Below are 15,298 nucleotides of genomic sequence, written 5' to 3'. Positions count from 1 at the left end.
CTAATTCGCCCCAGGAGATCTGCCATGCACCTTTTCTGTTTGGAGAAAACCGGTTTTGCCAACCGTTACGCCGTCGTTAGCGAAGAAGACCTATTGCTGCTTGACTTTCAGAGCGACACTCTAGAAGAGGATCTCGATCGGATCCTGGAATATCTGCCGGAGCCGCGCCGTGTGTGGCTGTTGCAAACGCGGCCGGACGCCGCCCTGAGTGCGGCGCGGGAGCGTCTGCAGTGCCTGCTGCCCGATGCAGAAAGTTTGGATCCGGGGTATGACCTTACGGCGCTGACGCCGTGGCGCTTCTCCGGTCATCTGCTCAATATTTTGCCCATGGGTAATGAGCATTGGGCCTTTGCGCTGGCTGACTGGTTGTTTTTGGGAGCCGTACGCGATGCGCGAGGACGCTGGTGCGGAGATGATCTGGGACGCAAGATCCTTACGCGACAAGGCGCACTGCGGCGTCGCCTGTGGGCGTTTCCAGCAACGGCAGAGAAGGTGGTTGATCTAGCCGCGCTGCGTGCCTTGCGGGCTGCCTGAGCTGCGCGCGGCATCCTGCAGGAGCTTCTGCGCTGCGTTCTGCAGGCTGGCATCGATCTCGCTACCGCCCAACATGCGGGCGATTTCGTCGCCCCGCTCGGCGCTTTGCAGCAGACGCAAACGACTTTCGGTCTGCCCGTCGGCAACGGACTTTTCCACATGGAGGTGCTGGTGCCCGTGCGCCGCTACCTGGGGCAGGTGGGTGACGCAGAGGACCTGATGGGTTGCACCCAATTGGCGCAATAACCTGCCGATGCGCTCAGCGACTGCCCCACCAACGCCCACGTCGACTTCATCAAAGATCAGGGTCTCCACCTCTTCGAGCTTGAGTAGCACCTGCAGGGCAAGACTGATGCGGGCCAGCTCGCCTCCAGAGGCGACCTGGGCGAGCGGCTGAGCCGGGTGACCAGGGTTTACGGATATCCAGAATTCCACCCGATCCATGCCGGCGTTTGTCCAGGACTTTTCCGCTGTTTGGGTGTCCAGGCGAAGTTCGACCACGGCATGTTGCATACCCAGAGAGCGGACTTGCTCTTGCAAGGCCAAGGCAAGCCGGGGTGCTGCCTCCTGCCGGTTGGCACTGAGGGCTTCCGCCTGCTGCAGGTAGCTTCGGCGAGATTTCTCCAGGATCTCTGCCGCGTGGGCAAGCGGGTCTTTGCCGCTGTCCTCGGCGGCAAACTCCGCCGCCAATTGTTCCCGTAGGGCAAAAAGACCCGTCATATCGCAGCGATGCTTGCGCTGCAGATCCTGCAGCTCCTGCAGGCGGCGCGCAATCTCATCCAGTCGCTCGGGTTCCGCCTCCAGGTGATGCAGATAGCCGCGCAGTCCTTCAACGACTTCGCTCGCCTGAATCGTCGCCGCGTCGAGCAGCTGTAGCGAATCTTCCAGGCGTGGATCCTTTTGTGCAGACTGATTCAGCCCGCGCTGCGCTTCTGCCAGACGCAACAGGGCACCGTCGTCTTCGTCCAGAGCACGCAGCGCGAGATCGACGCCGGCACGAATCTGCTCGACCGCCATGAGGCGTTGCTCTTCCTCCTGCAGCTCTTCCCATTCGCCAGGCCGGAGCCGCGCCTGCTGTAGCTCCTGGGACAAGAACTGTCGCCACTCGCGCTGGGCGGCATCCTGCGCCTGATTCTGGGTGAGCCGGTCCCATTCCCGTTGCGCCGCGCGCCACTGCTGCCAGGACACGGCAACCGCGGCACGCAAGGCGTCACCATTGGCAAAGCGATCGAGCAAGGTCAGTTGACGCTCGGGTTTGAGCAGCTGGAGATGCGCATGCTGCCCCAGGATATCAAGCAGAAACGCCCCGAGATCACGGGCTTGTTGGCTGCTGATCGCGCGGCCATTGAGAAACAGGCGGCTGCGCCCCTGAACGGGCAGGACCCGCCGGAGGATGAGGGTATCATCTTCTGCTGCAAGTTCTTGCTCGTCCAGCCAGGCCGCGCTGGCGAGATTGGCGGAAAAACTGCCGATGATTTCTGCTTGCTCGGCGCCGTGCCGCACCATTTGCGGGCTGCCCTTGTCGCCCAGTAGCAGGGCGATGGCGTCGATCAGGATCGATTTTCCGGCACCCGTCTCGCCGGTCAGTACCGTCAGGCCCCGCTGAAATTCGATGTCGAGGTTGCGAATCAGGGCAAAATCGCGGATCTGTAGATCAAGTAGCATCAGTCCTCGCCAGGGGGTTCGGCCCAATGAAGCTTGCGGCGCAGGATAGCAAAAAAGTCCTGCTCCTGTGGATGAATGAACAGGGCCTCGCAGTCGGCGCGACGCACATGGACTTCGTCACCGATGACCATGGGAAAAGAACTGTGGCTGTCGAGGCTGAGGGCGGCCGGGAAGCGCGCTGCCGTCAGTTTGAAGCGCAGGGGCAAATGATCGGGCAAAACGATGGGACGGGTACTCAGGGTGTGTGGGCAGATCGGCACGAGTAGTAGGGCGCGCAGCTCCGGGGTGAGAATGGGGCCACCAGCCGAAAGGGCATAGGCAGTGGAGCCGGTGGGGGTGGAGAGAATCAGGCCATCGGCGCGTTCGGTATAGAGCTGCCGACTGTCCAATTGTACACCAAGCTCGATCATGCTTTCGCCGCAGCCTTTGTGGACAAAGACCTCGTTCAGGGCAAGCCCGGAAGAGATCGGGGTCCCTTCGCGCCAGAGCTCGGCGTGCAGAACGCTGCGCCGATCCTCGACATAGTTACCGGCGAGGATCGGCGGTAGGGTCTCATCGATGTCGGCAAGGGAAATGTCGGCAAGAAATCCCAGGCGCCCGGTATTGATGCCCAAGACGGGAACATTGCGACCGGCCAGCTCGCGGGCGCTGCCGAGGAGGGTGCCATCGCCTCCCAGCGCGACGACCAGATCGCCGGGCTCCGCCTCGTGCAGGGAGGAAAAAGGCAGCAGGCCGGGAAACTGGTCCCGATAGCGGGCATCGATGCGCAGATCGCAGCCCCAGGCCTGGAGAGCCGAAGTGAGCTGGAGGAGAGCAGGGAGGGCCCCGCTGTCGCGGTATTTACCCAGCACAAAGATCTGCGAGAAGACTGACATATAGCGCTCTATTTCTCTGGTGGCTGACGCAGGGCGTGACCGCAGTGGGCACAGAAGAGATCTTCCGGTCCGACGGCATGACCACAATGCGGACAAAAGACGGCAGTGCTGCTCGGCGTTGGCGGCGCCGTCATGATGGCTCTTGGCTGCGGGCTGATCGAGGCGTTGTTGCTAGGTGCGGCAACCGGAATCTGCACATAGGCGTAGCCTTTCTTTTCGTCGAGCAGGGCCCATATCAAGGATCCTATCCAACCCAGGAGACTCCAGCCAAGGAACAAGTTGAGCAGGAAAATAGCCAGAAAATTCTGAGTGCGCCGCGCGTAGGCGACAATACTCGGGATGAAATAGACGACGACGGCGAGAGCGAACGCGAAAATCATGACCGCGACCATCACCGGCCCAAAAGAGGAGTAATCCATCAGCATTGCCGTATTGTCCAAGACCTCGACCCCCGTCCTGCAAGATGCAGGCTGGATTATTTCACAAGCAGCGAGATCCAGCGACTTGGCCCATCGCGCGGCTGGCGCTATCCTCTCCACTTGCCTGGAGGAAAAGGAATGCGGTCAATGCGAGTGGAATTTCCCATCATCAATCGTCTGGGCTTGCATGCCCGGGCCTCGGCCAAATTCGTCAGTATCGCGGCGCGCTTTCCTTGTCAGGTCTGGCTCGAGCGCGACGGGCAGCGGGTGAACGGTAAAAGCATCATGGGGCTGATGACCCTGGCCGCTTCCCAGGGTACGGTGCTTACCCTGGAGACCGAAGGCGAGCAGGAGGAAGAGTGCAGCGCCGCGCTGCGCGCCCTGGCTGCAGATTATTTTGGAGAAGGTGAGTGACCTTTGAACTGGCAGGAATTGGCGCGGCGGCCGGCATTGCTATTGGCACGGCCGTCGTCCTGGAACCTGCCAGCATGGAGATTCCGGATTACAGCGTTGCCCGGGACGAGCTTGAAAGCGAAGAACAGCGTTTGCGCGCCGCCCTGGCCTTGGCTCGCGATGAGCTCTTGCGCGTGCGCGAGGCCATTCCCAAGGACGCCCCCCAGGATACCCGCCTGTTCATCGATGCCCATTTGCTCATGCTCGACGATCCTGCGCTGCGGGATCGCCCCATTGCCCTGATCCGCGAACAGCACCGCAATGCCGCCTGGGCCCTGCACCACGAACGCGAGCGCCTGGTCGAAGTCTTCGAGCGCATGCAGGACCCCTATCTGCGCGCCAAACGGGAGGACATCCTGCAGGTGACCGACCGCGTGCTGCGGCACTTGCTCGGTGCCCAAGTGCCCAGCCTGAAGACAGCCGCAGAGCGCATCATCGTCGCCTCGGAACTGAGCCCTGCCGACACCGTCCTGCTCAAAAATGGCTCGGTGCTGGGTTGGGTGACCGACTTTGGCGCGGCAACTTCCCATTCGGCCATCCTGGCGCGTAGCCTGGGGCTGCCGGCGGTAGTGGGTACCCACCACGCCACGCGGCTGCTGCGCAGTGGCGATCAGCTGGTCGTGGATGGCGAACAGGGCACGGTACTGGTCAATCCCGGTCCAGAGCTTCTCGCCGAGTATCGCGAGATGCAGGCGCGGCGCGAGCGGCGGCGCCAACTCTTGGAAGAAGAACGGCATCTGCCCGCGCTGACCATCGATGGCACTGCCATTCGTCTCTTCGCCAACATCGAACTGCCCGAGGATATCGAGTGGGTGCAGCGCAGCAATGCCGAAGGAATCGGTCTGTTTCGCAGCGAATTTCTCTTCATGAACCGGGCGGACAGCCCCAGCGAGGAAGAGCAGTATGCGGCCTTCGCGCAGGTGCTGCGCGCTCTTCCGGGTGCGGAGATTACGATTCGTTCGGTGGACGTAGGGGCCGATAAGCTCCTTGCCGACAGTGACCTGCAATTGTATCCCAGCGGTCTGAATCCCGCGTTAGGATTGCGTGGCTTGCGCCTCTGTCTGCGGCGGCCGGAATGGTTTCGCCGTCATTTGCGGGCGATCTTACGCGCCTCCGCCCTGGCGCCCATTCGTCTGATGTTACCGATGGTGAGTACGGTCTATGAAGTACAGCAGACCCGGCAATTGATCGAACAACTGCGCAGCGAGCTGCGTGCCGAGGGGCAAAAGGTGGCGGAGCATCTGCCCATTGGCATCATGGTCGAGGTTCCGGCGGTGGCGATGGCCGCCCACGCTTTCGCTGGCGTGGCCGATTTTTTCTCTATCGGCACCAACGACCTCACGCAGTACGCCCTGGCGGTAGACCGTAGTGATGATGATGTCAACGCACTCTTCGACCCCCTGCATGTGGGGGTGTTGTCGATGATTCAGCACACCATTGCCGCGGGCGATGCCGCTGGGATTCCTGTGGCCATGTGCGGAGAAATGGCGTCCAATCCGCAGTGGACAGCACTACTGGTTGGCTTGGGTCTGCGCCACTTCAGCATGTTCCCCGGTGCCATTCCCGAGGTAAAGGCGGCAATCCGTGCGACCTCTGTGGAAGATGCAAAGGTTATGGCCCTCGCCGCCTTGGCCGGCACCTCCGAACTCTTCGCCCACGTCGACGACATTGAAACGTAGATACCTGCGCTGGCTGGCTCTCAGCCTGCTCGGTGTGGCTCTGCTCCTCTATCTGTGCATTCTTGCTGGACTGCCAGCCTGGTTCTTCGCGCGTGTGTTGAGCCTGGAGCTGCAGCAGCCAGTGACCTTGGCAAAAAATCCGCAGATTAGCTTCAACGCCCAGCATGTTGGCATTGTACTTCAGGGTCTGCAGGTTGGCAGGCACTTGCTCGTGCTACGGCAGATGCAGGCAAGTTGGCGCTGGAAGGCTCTGCGCGCTGGGCGCTGGCTGGATATGGATTTGCATATTAAGGGACTGAATTTGCATGGGCCCTGGCCAGGTAGTGGCTCCCACAGCAGTCAGGGAATGGCTCTGCCGCGGGTAATGACCTTGCAGGACAGTTCCGTGGACTGGCCGCTGGGCGGACACAGCTTGCGGGTCTCTAGACTGCAAGCCCACTACCGGGCCGACCAAGGAGCTACGATGAGCGGGAAGCTTTCCTACGCTGGACGTTTGCTGGCCGTGCAAGCGAGATATCTAGCCCCGCAGCCGCAGCAAGCTGGGGCAATCTCTCTGCTAGCGCAAGGGCAGGGAAACCGGCTACAGCTGCAGGCGAAGGATCTTTCTTTGTCGTCTTCCGGTGTGCTGGTAATCGACCAGGGCACGCTACGCTTGGTCTGGAAGCCGATGCATGGCGAGCTCCATTGGCAAGGCCTGCGCTATACCGCAAATGCACAGGGTCTAGCGATTCGGACTTGGAGGATTGCCGCACAGCCACAGCTGAGCGGGGAGGGAAATCTGCTGCTACACTGGCAGCGGGCCCTCACTCTGAGCAGCCAGTTCCAACTACAATCGGAGAATCTGCCGGACTGGCTGCATCTGCTGGGATTGTCAGTGCCCAAGGTGCAGGAGGAGCGGGCGCTGCGGCCAGCGGCCTTGTCGGGGGATCTCTCTTGGACGCAGGATGGCCCAATCCGGCTGGACCCCCTGCGTGGGATTTTGGGCAAGACCCAGTTCCATGGCTCCCTGCAACGAGAAAGCACGCAAGCCCCGTGGCAGATTACTGCCGTCATTCCCCAGCTGGATCTCGATCCTTGGCTGCCCACGACATCATCGTCCAGTGCGCCATCCCCAACGGTTCTCCCGACCTTGCCAAAGTCCTGGCCTCCCGTACGGGGCGAGCTGCAGATCGGGCAGCTGCGCTGGGGACAATGGCAGGCACGGGATCTCCAGATTCGCCTCCGGGCAAAATCAAAATGACGCCGCCGAGCATCGCCAGTCGTCTCTTGCCTTGGTATCAGCAGTCTGGTCGCCATGATTTGCCTTGGCGGCAGAGTCGCGATCCCTATCTTTTGTATCTCGCCGAGATCATGCTGCAGCAGACCCGGGTGGAGACGGTGAAGCCCTATTTTCGCCGTTTTCTGGCGCGCTTTCCCAGTTGGCAAGCTCTGGCCGACGCCTCCCTCGATGAAGTGCTGGCGCTCTGGAGCGGGCTGGGCTACTACGCCCGGGCGCGCAACGCCCACGCCGCAGCACGCATGGTGGTCGATAGATTTCAGGGAGAGTTCCCGACGGATCTCGTTCAGGCGCTTGAGCTCCCCGGCGTTGGCCGCAGTACTGCCGCCGCCGTGCTTGCCAGTGCTTATGGGCAAAGGCAGGCCATCCTCGATGCCAATGCGCGACGGGTACTCTTCCGCTATCACGGGCTCACGGGTAGCATGCGGAGTCCCCAGAACGAGCGCCTGCTCTGGCAGCTTGCGGAGCAGGAAACGCCAGCTATGGCACACGATTATAACCAAGCAATCCAGGATCTTGGCGCCTTGCTTTGTCTGTCACGCAAAGCTCGGTGTGACGAGTGCCCTTTGTTGGGTCCCTGTGCGGGGCCGTGTGAACCTACCCAGATACCGCAGCCAGAGAAACCCGTCCGTTACGCCTGTTTTTTACTGCTGCGTACGGAGGATGGCTGTGTCCTGCTGGAGAAGCGGCCAAACCGGGGAATCTGGGGAGGGTTGTGGGCATTGCCCTGGTATGCCCTGGCGGGCGCGAACGAAGTGCCGGAACTGGCGGAAACACTGCGCAATTGGGCACGAGAGGAATATGGCCTGCGGCCGCAGCTAGGGGAATGGCATTCGTGGCAACGTCATACGTTTACTCATTTTCATCTAGAATATCGGGTGATAGAGGCTGACATATCGGTCTATGGCGTGGGGGAAGGGCGACGGGCATTGTTCCCATTTGCTCCAGAGCAGCTCGCGCAGCTTGCTTTGCCCAGCCCTTTACGGCGCTTGTTCTCCTGAGGTCGGGATTCTGGACATCCCCTATGGCTCTCGCTACCCTGCGGGCTGTTCTAACTATCACTATGGGTTGGCAAATTTTTCGGAGGTGTGAATATGGCGAGAACGGTGCAATGCGTGAAGTTGGGCAAGGAAGCCGAGGGTCTGGATCGCCCGCCCTATCCTGGTCCCCTCGGTGCCCGGATCTATCAGGAGGTCTCCAAAGAGGCATGGCAGGATTGGCTCAAGCATCAGACGATGCTGATCAACGAATATCGTCTGTCGCCGATCGACCCCAAGTCACGCTCCTTCCTGGAAAAGCAGATGGAGGCCTTTTTCTTCGGCGAAGGGGCGCAGACGCCAGAAGGATTCGTGCCGCAGCAGCACGCATAATCTGTCGTTTCTCCACGACGGCGAGAGGGGAGGCAGCTTCTGCTTCCCTTCTCCGACTATCGGTCGCCAGTTGACTGAATAATCAGCTATAAAAATATGAAAAAGTTTATTATTGGCTAATGTCTGCGTGCCTTCCTCTGCCTTGTTCCTGATCGTGCTTTTTCTTTCCCCGACACTTTCCTGCTGAGGATAGATCCTGCAGATCCTGATCCACGTTGTTTTTTCGATCAATAATGGATCTGGCACATAGTGTGCATATGTCTGGTTGCTGAAACTACGTCAGCCCGCGCAAGCGGATTTTAATCTAATGGAAGGAGTGAGTTATGAAGAAGATTGTTGCCATTACGGCCGTCCTTGGTGTTTTGATGGCGGGTACCAGCTTTGCGGCAGAAGAAGTCCCTGTGGCCGCCGCATCGACTGGAACGACTACCCAGGGAAGCCAGCTTATGACGCAGCAGGAGCGCGCAGAGCATCGCAACAAGATGCAGTCTGCCAAAACGGAGCAGGAGCGCCAGCAGATCCGTTCGGAGAATCATGAGACCATGCGCAAGCGGGCCGAGGAGAAAGGAATGAGCATCCCGGAGAATGCTCCATCTACTGGCATGCATCAGGGTCGAGGCATGCAGGGTGGTTCCGGCATGATGGGTGGTGCAGGTATGGGGCGTGGTGGCTCCAATCGTTAAGTGACCACACCTGGGGTGATTGATCACCCCAGGGACAATCGTTGTTTTCTTCTGGCCGGGACTGCTGATCCCGGCTTTTCTTTGCGTCAATATCCAGTCGGACTCCCGCAATTCATTGCCAGCAAATGGCGCATGCTAAAGTGGTTGGTGTTGTCGTCGTGGGCAAGCGACAGGTGGTGGAACTTCCCGCACGCCCCTGCTTTGGTCTGAGATCTGGTTGAGACCCCAATCGATCAAGCAGATAGATTGGCTGGCTCTACAGGATTGCAGAAAAATTGGCATGATGTGTTGGCCTTATGTTGCTTCTCGTTCGCTGCTTCCCGACAGATTTTGTCTACGCGAATCGCAATAAAAATCACAACATTATGAATGTAAAGGTATAAGTTATCTGGCATGAGATATGCTTAGGAAGAATCGCTGAAATGGATCAGCCCGCGCAAGCGGAATTCTATTCTTATGGAAGGAGTGTTTTATGAAGAAGATTGTTGCTCTCACGGCTGCCCTGTCTTTTCTGACCGCTAGCGCCAGTTTCGCTGCGGAAGAAGCCCCTGCTGCCGCTGCCGCCGAGAAGCCGGCCATTGCCGAGAAGGCTCCGGTGAAGAAGGCAGAGCACCACTGGAAGAAGCATCATCATGCCAAGAAGCATCATGAAATGAAGAAGGCTGAGCCGAAGAAGGCGGAAGCACCTGCCGCCGCCGAGGCTCCTGCCGCCGAGTAAGGCATCTGGTAGACAGAAAGGGCCGAGAGCTGATGCTCCCGGCCCTTTTCTGTGGGGCGCGACCGAACCTGAAGACTACGGCCGCCTACTGCTGCTTGCTCAGGCCTGCTTCCACGCCTTGAGGAAAATGCTGGCGAAGCGCACCGCAAATTTGAGCACAAACTGGGTGTCTTTCGCGAAGACAATTTTCATCAGACCGAAGATGCCGCCGCCCTTATTGGCTTCGTCCTTCATCTCTACCTGCGTCTGCTCCAGCGCCTTGACCGCCTTGTCGACGCCGCTGGCAAATGCTGCATCCGAGGGAAGCAGAGGCAAGGCCTTGTCGAGAACCAAGTTGACCTTGTGCAGTAGTCCTGCCTTCTGCAGCTTGCCAACCAGGGCGAGCGCCTCGGGTACCATGTCCATCAGCTTGGCGTCATGCAGTTCTTTTACCAGTCCCTTCACCCGGGTGGTGATATCTGCGGCATCGCCTTTGAGCATGGTACCGCCGATGTGGGCGATTTCCATCCAGGCTAAGGCACCCTGACTGATGTCGGCACCGATGTTCTTGATCGTGCCGTCGCGCCACATTTCGCCGAGGAAATCAGTAGCCGTGCACGCTGCGATGCTCAGATCGCCGCGCGGCGACAGGATGTCACCCAGGTGGATTCCTTGCCGTTCGAGGTTGCAGGCGAGATTGCGCATCGTTTCGGAAATGGTTTCGGCATGATCCAGCAAGTTATTGATGGAATCCGCCACGTCTCCCGCCTTGGCGTCACCTATGGCGATCCGCTTGGCGCGAAGGGCGATCTTGCCCCACTTTTCCGCCTCTTCCGCAAGAATGTCGAGCTTTTCCGGGAGATCGAGATCCGTAACGATTCCCTGCACCGCTGCCAGGCCATCCTTACCGGCCTGCAGGAAGAAACCGGCGTTGCCAGCAAAGCCGGCAACCTTCTCGACCTGGTCGAGGAGCATCTCTACCCGACTGACCAGATCGCCATTGTCGCCCGCAGCAAGATTCTTGACGCGGATGGCCACCTGCAGCCAACGCTTGCCGGCAATTCCGACAGTGCCAATGGTGCTGTTCAGATCGGCGTTATGGAGCAACTCTGGGGCGGTATCCTTGATGGTCCCCAGGGCCACGCTCATCTGGCCGCCAAGGATCTCCGCCATGTCGAGAAGTCCCTCCAGACGCGCCTGCACGCTCGGTGCATCGCCCTGCACCAGCTTCTGCGCCCGCTTGGCCATCTGCAGCCACTGGTCGGCCATTTCCTGCAGTTCATCGAGACGTTCCGGAAGTTGCAGCTCGCCAGCAACGTTGCCGATGACGCCGATGCCTTGTTTGGCGCTGGTCCAGTAGTACTGCAGGTTTTTCATGGCGCTGCGCAACTTGTTGACCATGTCTTCGGGATTTTCGCCGATAAGCGGACATTTGAGCTCGCCGCTGAGGGTCGCCAGAGAGGAAAAAAAGCCGGATTTCTGCAGGTTGTTGAGAATACTCAGCAATTCACCAATGGTCTTGTCGAGTTGCGCGTCCTTGACTTCGCTCAGGAGCTGCTTCAAGCGGTCGACCCCGCCGTCGACGGTGAGCATCCCCTGCAGGGATTCGGTGGCCTCGCGCAAGGCATCAAGTTGCGGCTGGTATTTTGCGAGGAGTTTGTCCGTGTCGATGGCATTCGGGAGCTCGTTGAGGACATCGCGGAACATCTGCAGGAGATTCTGCAATTGCAGGGCGGCGTCGCCGACCTTGCCTAGTCCTTCCCACTGTTTGGGGGTGAGAGCTACTACTGTTTCCGCTGCTGCATTTCCGTTGGCCATGACGTATTCATCTCCCGCTGAATGATGCTGATCCAAGCCCCAATTGGCCGAGCCACGCTTATTTAACACAAAGAACTACGATTTTTCCAGTTACCAGATCTTGATAACCCGGAATTCGCATAGTCCTTGCCCCAGTTTTACGGGACCGTATGATGGAAGAATCTGATGCAGTTGGGTAATGAATATGCTTTATGGAAGCAGGAGAGAAACCTATCGTCAGCTGTTCATTGACTACTGGCAGCGCTTTCGCGCTGGTCAACCCCTGGATGCCATGGCACAGCGGGTGGTAGAGGTGATTCGCGCGCACCCTGAGTATCATGCCCTGTTGGAAAATCCGGAAATGGCTCTGGAGGCAGATTTCCCGCCGGAGCTCGGCCAGAGCAATCCCTTTGCCCACATGTCGCTGCACGTGGCATTGCTGGAGCTCTTGGCGACCGGCCAGCCGCCGGGTATCGTGCAGGCGTATGGGCGTCTGCGGACGCGTTATGGGGAGGCAGTCGCCGAGCATCGGGTGGTGGACTGTCTCGGAGAATTGCTCTGGCAGGCGCAGCGCGCCGGCCGGGAACCGGATCTGAGCGCCTTGTTGCCTTGTCTGCAGGCAGATGAGGAGCGCGAGACATTGGAAGGAGAGAAGTAGATGGCGGAAGCGAAGACAGGAGCGGAATCGATCCATTGGCGTTTACAGGATCTCTATTCTGGGCGGGAAGATCCGCAGCTGCGGCAAGATATGGACTGGGCAGCCGCTGCGGCCAGTGAATTCGCGCGCCGCTATCGGGTCGATTTTACGACCCTGAGCGCGGCCGAGCTGGCCCAGGCCATGCAGGACCTGGAGGCGCTGCGTAGCCGCCTGGCGCGGGTTGGCGCGTACCGCTATCTCAGTTACGTCACCCATGCCGATGATCCCCTCTACGGCGCATCGCTGCAGCACTATCAAGAGCAAGCGACGCAGATCGGCAATCAGCTGGTCTTTTTTGATATCGCTTGGAATGGTCTGGCCGCGGAGCGCGCTGAGGCGCTGCTGCGCGCTCCAGAACTGGCACACTGGGCCCATCTCCTGCGTAATTGGCGCAACTATGCTGCCCATCTGCGCAACGAGGCAGAAGAGCAGATCCTGGCAGAAAAGGCGGTAACCGGCCGCAGCTTGTGGGAGCGGCTCTTTGACGAAACTCTCACCGAAATGCGTTTTTCCCTGCGCGGTAAGGAGCTGAGTGAGCAGGAGGTGCTCAGCAAGCTCTCTCACCCGGACCGCAGTTTGCGCAAGGATGCGGCTGAGGCCTTGAGTCAGGGGCTGGGCACGCGTCTGCATACGCTCACCTTCTGCTTCAACGCCGTCCTGGCGGACAAGGCCCTCGATGATCGCCTGCGCCGTTATCCGCACTGGCTGGCCGACCGCAATCTCGCCAACGAGATCGACGACAGGATGGTCGAGGCCCTGGAACGCGCAGTCGTTGCCCGTTATCCCCTGGTGGGCCGCTACTACCGCTTGAAGGCGCGGCTGCTGGGCATCAGCCCCCTCTACGACTACGACCGCTACGCGCCCTTGCCTGGCTCTTCACGGCCCTATTCCTGGGCGGAATGCCAGTCTATCGTCCTTGGCGCTTTTCAGGACTTTTCCCCGGAGCTCGCCACCATCGGCCAGCGTTTCTTTGCTGAGGGATGGATAGACGCCGCCCTGGCTGCCGGCAAGCGCGGTGGTGCCTTTGCCCACCCCGTAACCCCCGACGTGCATCCGTATCTCCTGGTCAACTACACTGGAACGGTGCGCGACGTCATGACCGTGGCGCACGAACTGGGGCACGGCATACACCAGTATCTGGCGCGCGAACAGGGCTTTCTCAATGCCGACACACCGCTGACCACCGCCGAAACCGCGTCGGTCTTCAGCGAGATGCTGATCTTTGAACGCTTGATGCGCAACGAGCCCGATGCGGACAAACGGCTGGCCCTGCTCTGTGGCAAGATCGAGGATACCTTCGCGACGGTATTTCGGCAGATGGCCATGCACCGTTTCGAGGCCCTCATGCACGCGGCCCGGCGCAGCGATGGAGAACTCAGCAAGGAGCGTCTGGCAGAATTCTGGATGCAGACGCAGGAAGAGCAGTTTGCCGGAGCCATCCAGTTCAGCGAAGGGTATCGCTGGTGGTGGAGTTACATCCCCCACCTCATCGGCTCGCCAGGCTATGTCTATGCCTACGCCTTCGGCGAACTGCTGACCCTGGCGCTGATCCAGCGCTATCGCGCCGAGGGGACAGACTTTGTGCCGTGCTACCGGAAAATGTTAGCCCTGGGCGGTAGTCTACCACCGGTGGAAGTGGTCGCCGCTTCTGGGGTGCGGCTGGATGACCCGCAGATCTGGGACAGCGCCCTGGACTATCTGGAAGGAATGGTGAACGAGGCCGAACGCCTGGCGGAGAATCGCTGATGCGGCGCGAGCGCGACAGTCTGGGCGAGGTGGAGGTTGCGGACGATGCCTTTTGGGGGGCGCAGACCCAGCGCTCGTTGCACTTTTTTGCAATTGGCGAGGAGCGCATGCCGCTGCCCATCATCCATGCCCTGGCGCAGATCAAAGCGGCAGCGGCGCGGGTAAACGGCAAACTCGGCCTGCTTGCGGCCAATCTTGTCGAGCCTATCGCCCAAGCTGCCGATGAGGTTGCAGCTGGCCAGTGGGATGCCCAGTTTCCGCTGCGGGTCTGGCAAACGGGCAGTGGCACCCAGAGCAACATGAACGTCAATGAAGTGATCGCCAATCTTGCCAACGAATGCCTTGGTGCTGCCCGTGGCAGCAAAAATCCCGTACATCCCAATGACCACGTGAACCTTGGGCAATCCTCCAACGATGTCTTCCCCAGCGCCCTGCATCTCAGCGTTGCCAGCGCCGTTCATGCGCAACTGCTTCCGGCCCTGCAATGCCTGCGTGATCTGTTGCAGCAGCGCAGTCAGGACTTCGCCGATATACTGAAAATCGGCCGGACGCATCTGATGGATGCGGTGCCGATGCGATTGGGCCAGGAATTCTCCGGTTATGTCGATCAGCTTCGCCAGGGTGAGGCGGGAATCCGTAGCGTGCTACCCGGGCTCTATGCCCTGGCCTTGGGAGGGACGGCGGTGGGCACCGGGCTCAACACCCATCCAGACTTTGCGCTGCAGGTATGCAGGATGCTCACAGAGCGACTGTCCCTGCCGCTGCGCCCCGCAGAGAACGCTTTTGCGGCTCTGGCCGGCCAGGAGGCGCTCTGCCAGCTCAGTGGCCAGTTGCGCAGTCTGGCGATGTCGCTGCTCAAGATCGCCAATGACATCCGCTGGATGGGTTCCGGGCCGCGGGCGGGTCTGGGAGAATTGGCGTTACCCGAGAACGAGCCGGGTTCCTCGATCATGCCGGGCAAGGTCAATCCTACCCAGGCAGAGGCGTTGAGCATGGTCTGTGCCCAGGTCTTTGGCAACGATGCGACAGTTGCTTTCGCTGCGTCGCAAGGAAATTTTGAACTCAATGTCTATAAACCCGTCATAGGCTACAATGTGTTACAGAGCATCACGCTGCTGGCAGATGCGATGCGTTCTTTCACGCTGCATTGTGTGCAGGGTCTGCAGGCGCGCGCAGACCGGCTGCAGGTCCATCTCGACAGCTCCCTGATGCTGGTCACGGCCTTGGTACCCAGTCTGGGCTACGAGCGCGCGGCCAAGATCGCCCAGCGTGCCCACCAGGAGGGCAGCACACTGCGCGCTGCGGCGCTGGCGAGTGGCTGGATCGATGCGGCACAATTGGATGAAATTTTACGACCGGAGCGGATGCTAGCGCCGGACAGAAACTAGTGTGGGCGACGAAAAGGAT

At 60.0% G+C, this 15,298-nt stretch carries 15 protein-coding genes; 11 read left to right on the top strand and 4 right to left on the bottom strand.

The genetic code is table 11. From position 1 onward, the window contains the following. The first annotated feature begins 24 nt into the window (after positions 1 to 24). Positions 25 to 534 (top strand): hypothetical protein, encoded by a 510-nt coding sequence (locus tag MQE22_RS09890; RefSeq protein WP_215871303.1) that lies wholly within the window; start codon positions 25 to 27, stop codon positions 532 to 534. Here MQE22_RS09890 and recN read toward each other — a convergent pair. From recN to MQE22_RS09875, 3 genes are read right to left on the bottom strand one after another with little or no spacing between them, the layout of a single operon-like run. After that, complete coding sequence (gene recN, locus MQE22_RS09885) at positions 502 to 2,199, bottom strand: DNA repair protein RecN (protein ID WP_215871304.1); 1,698 nt, start codon at positions 2,197 to 2,199, stop codon at positions 502 to 504. The two genes, MQE22_RS09890 and recN, sit on opposite strands and share 33 nt — an antisense overlap. Beyond that, positions 2,199 to 3,074 (bottom strand): NAD(+)/NADH kinase, encoded by an 876-nt coding sequence (locus tag MQE22_RS09880; RefSeq protein ID WP_215871305.1) that lies wholly within the window; start codon positions 3,072 to 3,074, stop codon positions 2,199 to 2,201. Before MQE22_RS09880 ends, recN begins: the two co-directional genes overlap by 1 nt. An 8-nt stretch (positions 3,075 to 3,082) precedes the next feature. Then, entirely contained in the window at positions 3,083 to 3,514 is a 432-nt protein-coding gene (locus tag MQE22_RS09875; RefSeq protein ID WP_215871306.1) for a superinfection immunity protein, read from the bottom strand. A gap of 117 nt (positions 3,515 to 3,631) precedes the next feature. On the opposite strand from MQE22_RS09875, the gene MQE22_RS09870 reads away from it, so the two are divergent. The 7 genes from MQE22_RS09870 to MQE22_RS09840 all read left to right on the top strand — a co-directional run bounded on the left by MQE22_RS09870 (position 3,632) and on the right by MQE22_RS09840 (position 9,672). Further along, positions 3,632 to 3,907 carry an HPr family phosphocarrier protein gene (locus MQE22_RS09870; protein ID WP_215871307.1) on the top strand — a complete coding sequence of 92 codons (276 nt, stop codon included), beginning with the start codon at positions 3,632 to 3,634 and terminating at the stop codon, positions 3,905 to 3,907. Then, positions 3,904 to 5,625, top strand: a complete 1,722-nt coding sequence (gene ptsP / locus MQE22_RS09865; protein WP_215871308.1) for a phosphoenolpyruvate--protein phosphotransferase — start codon at positions 3,904 to 3,906, stop codon at positions 5,623 to 5,625. The genes MQE22_RS09870 and ptsP overlap by 4 nt, the downstream gene beginning before the upstream one ends. Further along, positions 5,615 to 6,865, top strand: coding sequence for an AsmA family protein (locus MQE22_RS09860; protein WP_215871309.1), 1,251 nt, complete (start codon positions 5,615 to 5,617; stop codon positions 6,863 to 6,865). The genes ptsP and MQE22_RS09860 overlap by 11 nt, the downstream gene beginning before the upstream one ends. Beyond that, entirely contained in the window at positions 6,862 to 7,902 is a 1,041-nt protein-coding gene (mutY, locus tag MQE22_RS09855) for an A/G-specific adenine glycosylase (protein ID WP_215871310.1), read from the top strand. Before MQE22_RS09860 ends, mutY begins: the two co-directional genes overlap by 4 nt. A 93-nt stretch (positions 7,903 to 7,995) precedes the next feature. After that, positions 7,996 to 8,271, top strand: coding sequence for an oxidative damage protection protein (locus tag MQE22_RS09850; protein WP_215871311.1), 276 nt, complete (start codon positions 7,996 to 7,998; stop codon positions 8,269 to 8,271). Between the two features lie 323 nt (positions 8,272 to 8,594). Then, positions 8,595 to 8,954: a hypothetical protein gene (locus tag MQE22_RS09845; protein ID WP_215871312.1), complete on the top strand. Its 360-nt coding sequence runs from the start codon at positions 8,595 to 8,597 to the stop codon at positions 8,952 to 8,954. A 472-nt stretch (positions 8,955 to 9,426) separates the two neighbouring features. Next, the gene (locus MQE22_RS09840) at positions 9,427 to 9,672 is read left to right on the top strand and encodes a hypothetical protein (protein ID WP_215871313.1); all 246 of its coding nucleotides are present in this window, start codon (positions 9,427 to 9,429) and stop codon (positions 9,670 to 9,672) included. Positions 9,673 to 9,771: 99 nt separating this feature from the next. On the opposite strand, the gene MQE22_RS09835 is transcribed toward MQE22_RS09840, so the two are convergent. After that, a complete protein-coding gene (locus MQE22_RS09835; protein ID WP_215871314.1) occupies positions 9,772 to 11,469 on the bottom strand; it encodes a hypothetical protein in 1,698 nt (565 codons plus the stop codon). 178 nt (positions 11,470 to 11,647) lie between these two features. Between MQE22_RS09835 and MQE22_RS09830 the strand changes: the two genes are divergently transcribed. Genes MQE22_RS09830 through fumC form a run of 3 tightly spaced genes read left to right on the top strand, consistent with a single transcriptional unit; the run spans position 11,648 to position 15,279 of the window. Then, on the top strand, positions 11,648 to 12,106 hold the full coding sequence (locus MQE22_RS09830) for a DUF1841 family protein (RefSeq protein WP_226827100.1): 459 nt from the start codon (positions 11,648 to 11,650) through the stop codon (positions 12,104 to 12,106). Continuing rightward, entirely contained in the window at positions 12,107 to 13,891 is a 1,785-nt protein-coding gene (locus MQE22_RS09825; protein ID WP_215871315.1) for a M3 family oligoendopeptidase, read from the top strand. Then, positions 13,891 to 15,279, top strand: a complete 1,389-nt coding sequence (fumC, locus tag MQE22_RS09820; protein WP_215871316.1) for a class II fumarate hydratase — start codon at positions 13,891 to 13,893, stop codon at positions 15,277 to 15,279. The genes MQE22_RS09825 and fumC overlap by 1 nt, the downstream gene beginning before the upstream one ends. Positions 15,280 to 15,298 lie beyond the last annotated feature (19 nt).

It is taken from the genome of Acidithiobacillus sp. YTS05 (assembly GCF_024396695.1).
Lineage (GTDB): Bacteria > Pseudomonadota > Gammaproteobacteria > Acidithiobacillales > Acidithiobacillaceae > Igneacidithiobacillus > Igneacidithiobacillus copahuensis.
This window is presented reverse-complemented; position numbering and strand designations above follow the sequence as displayed.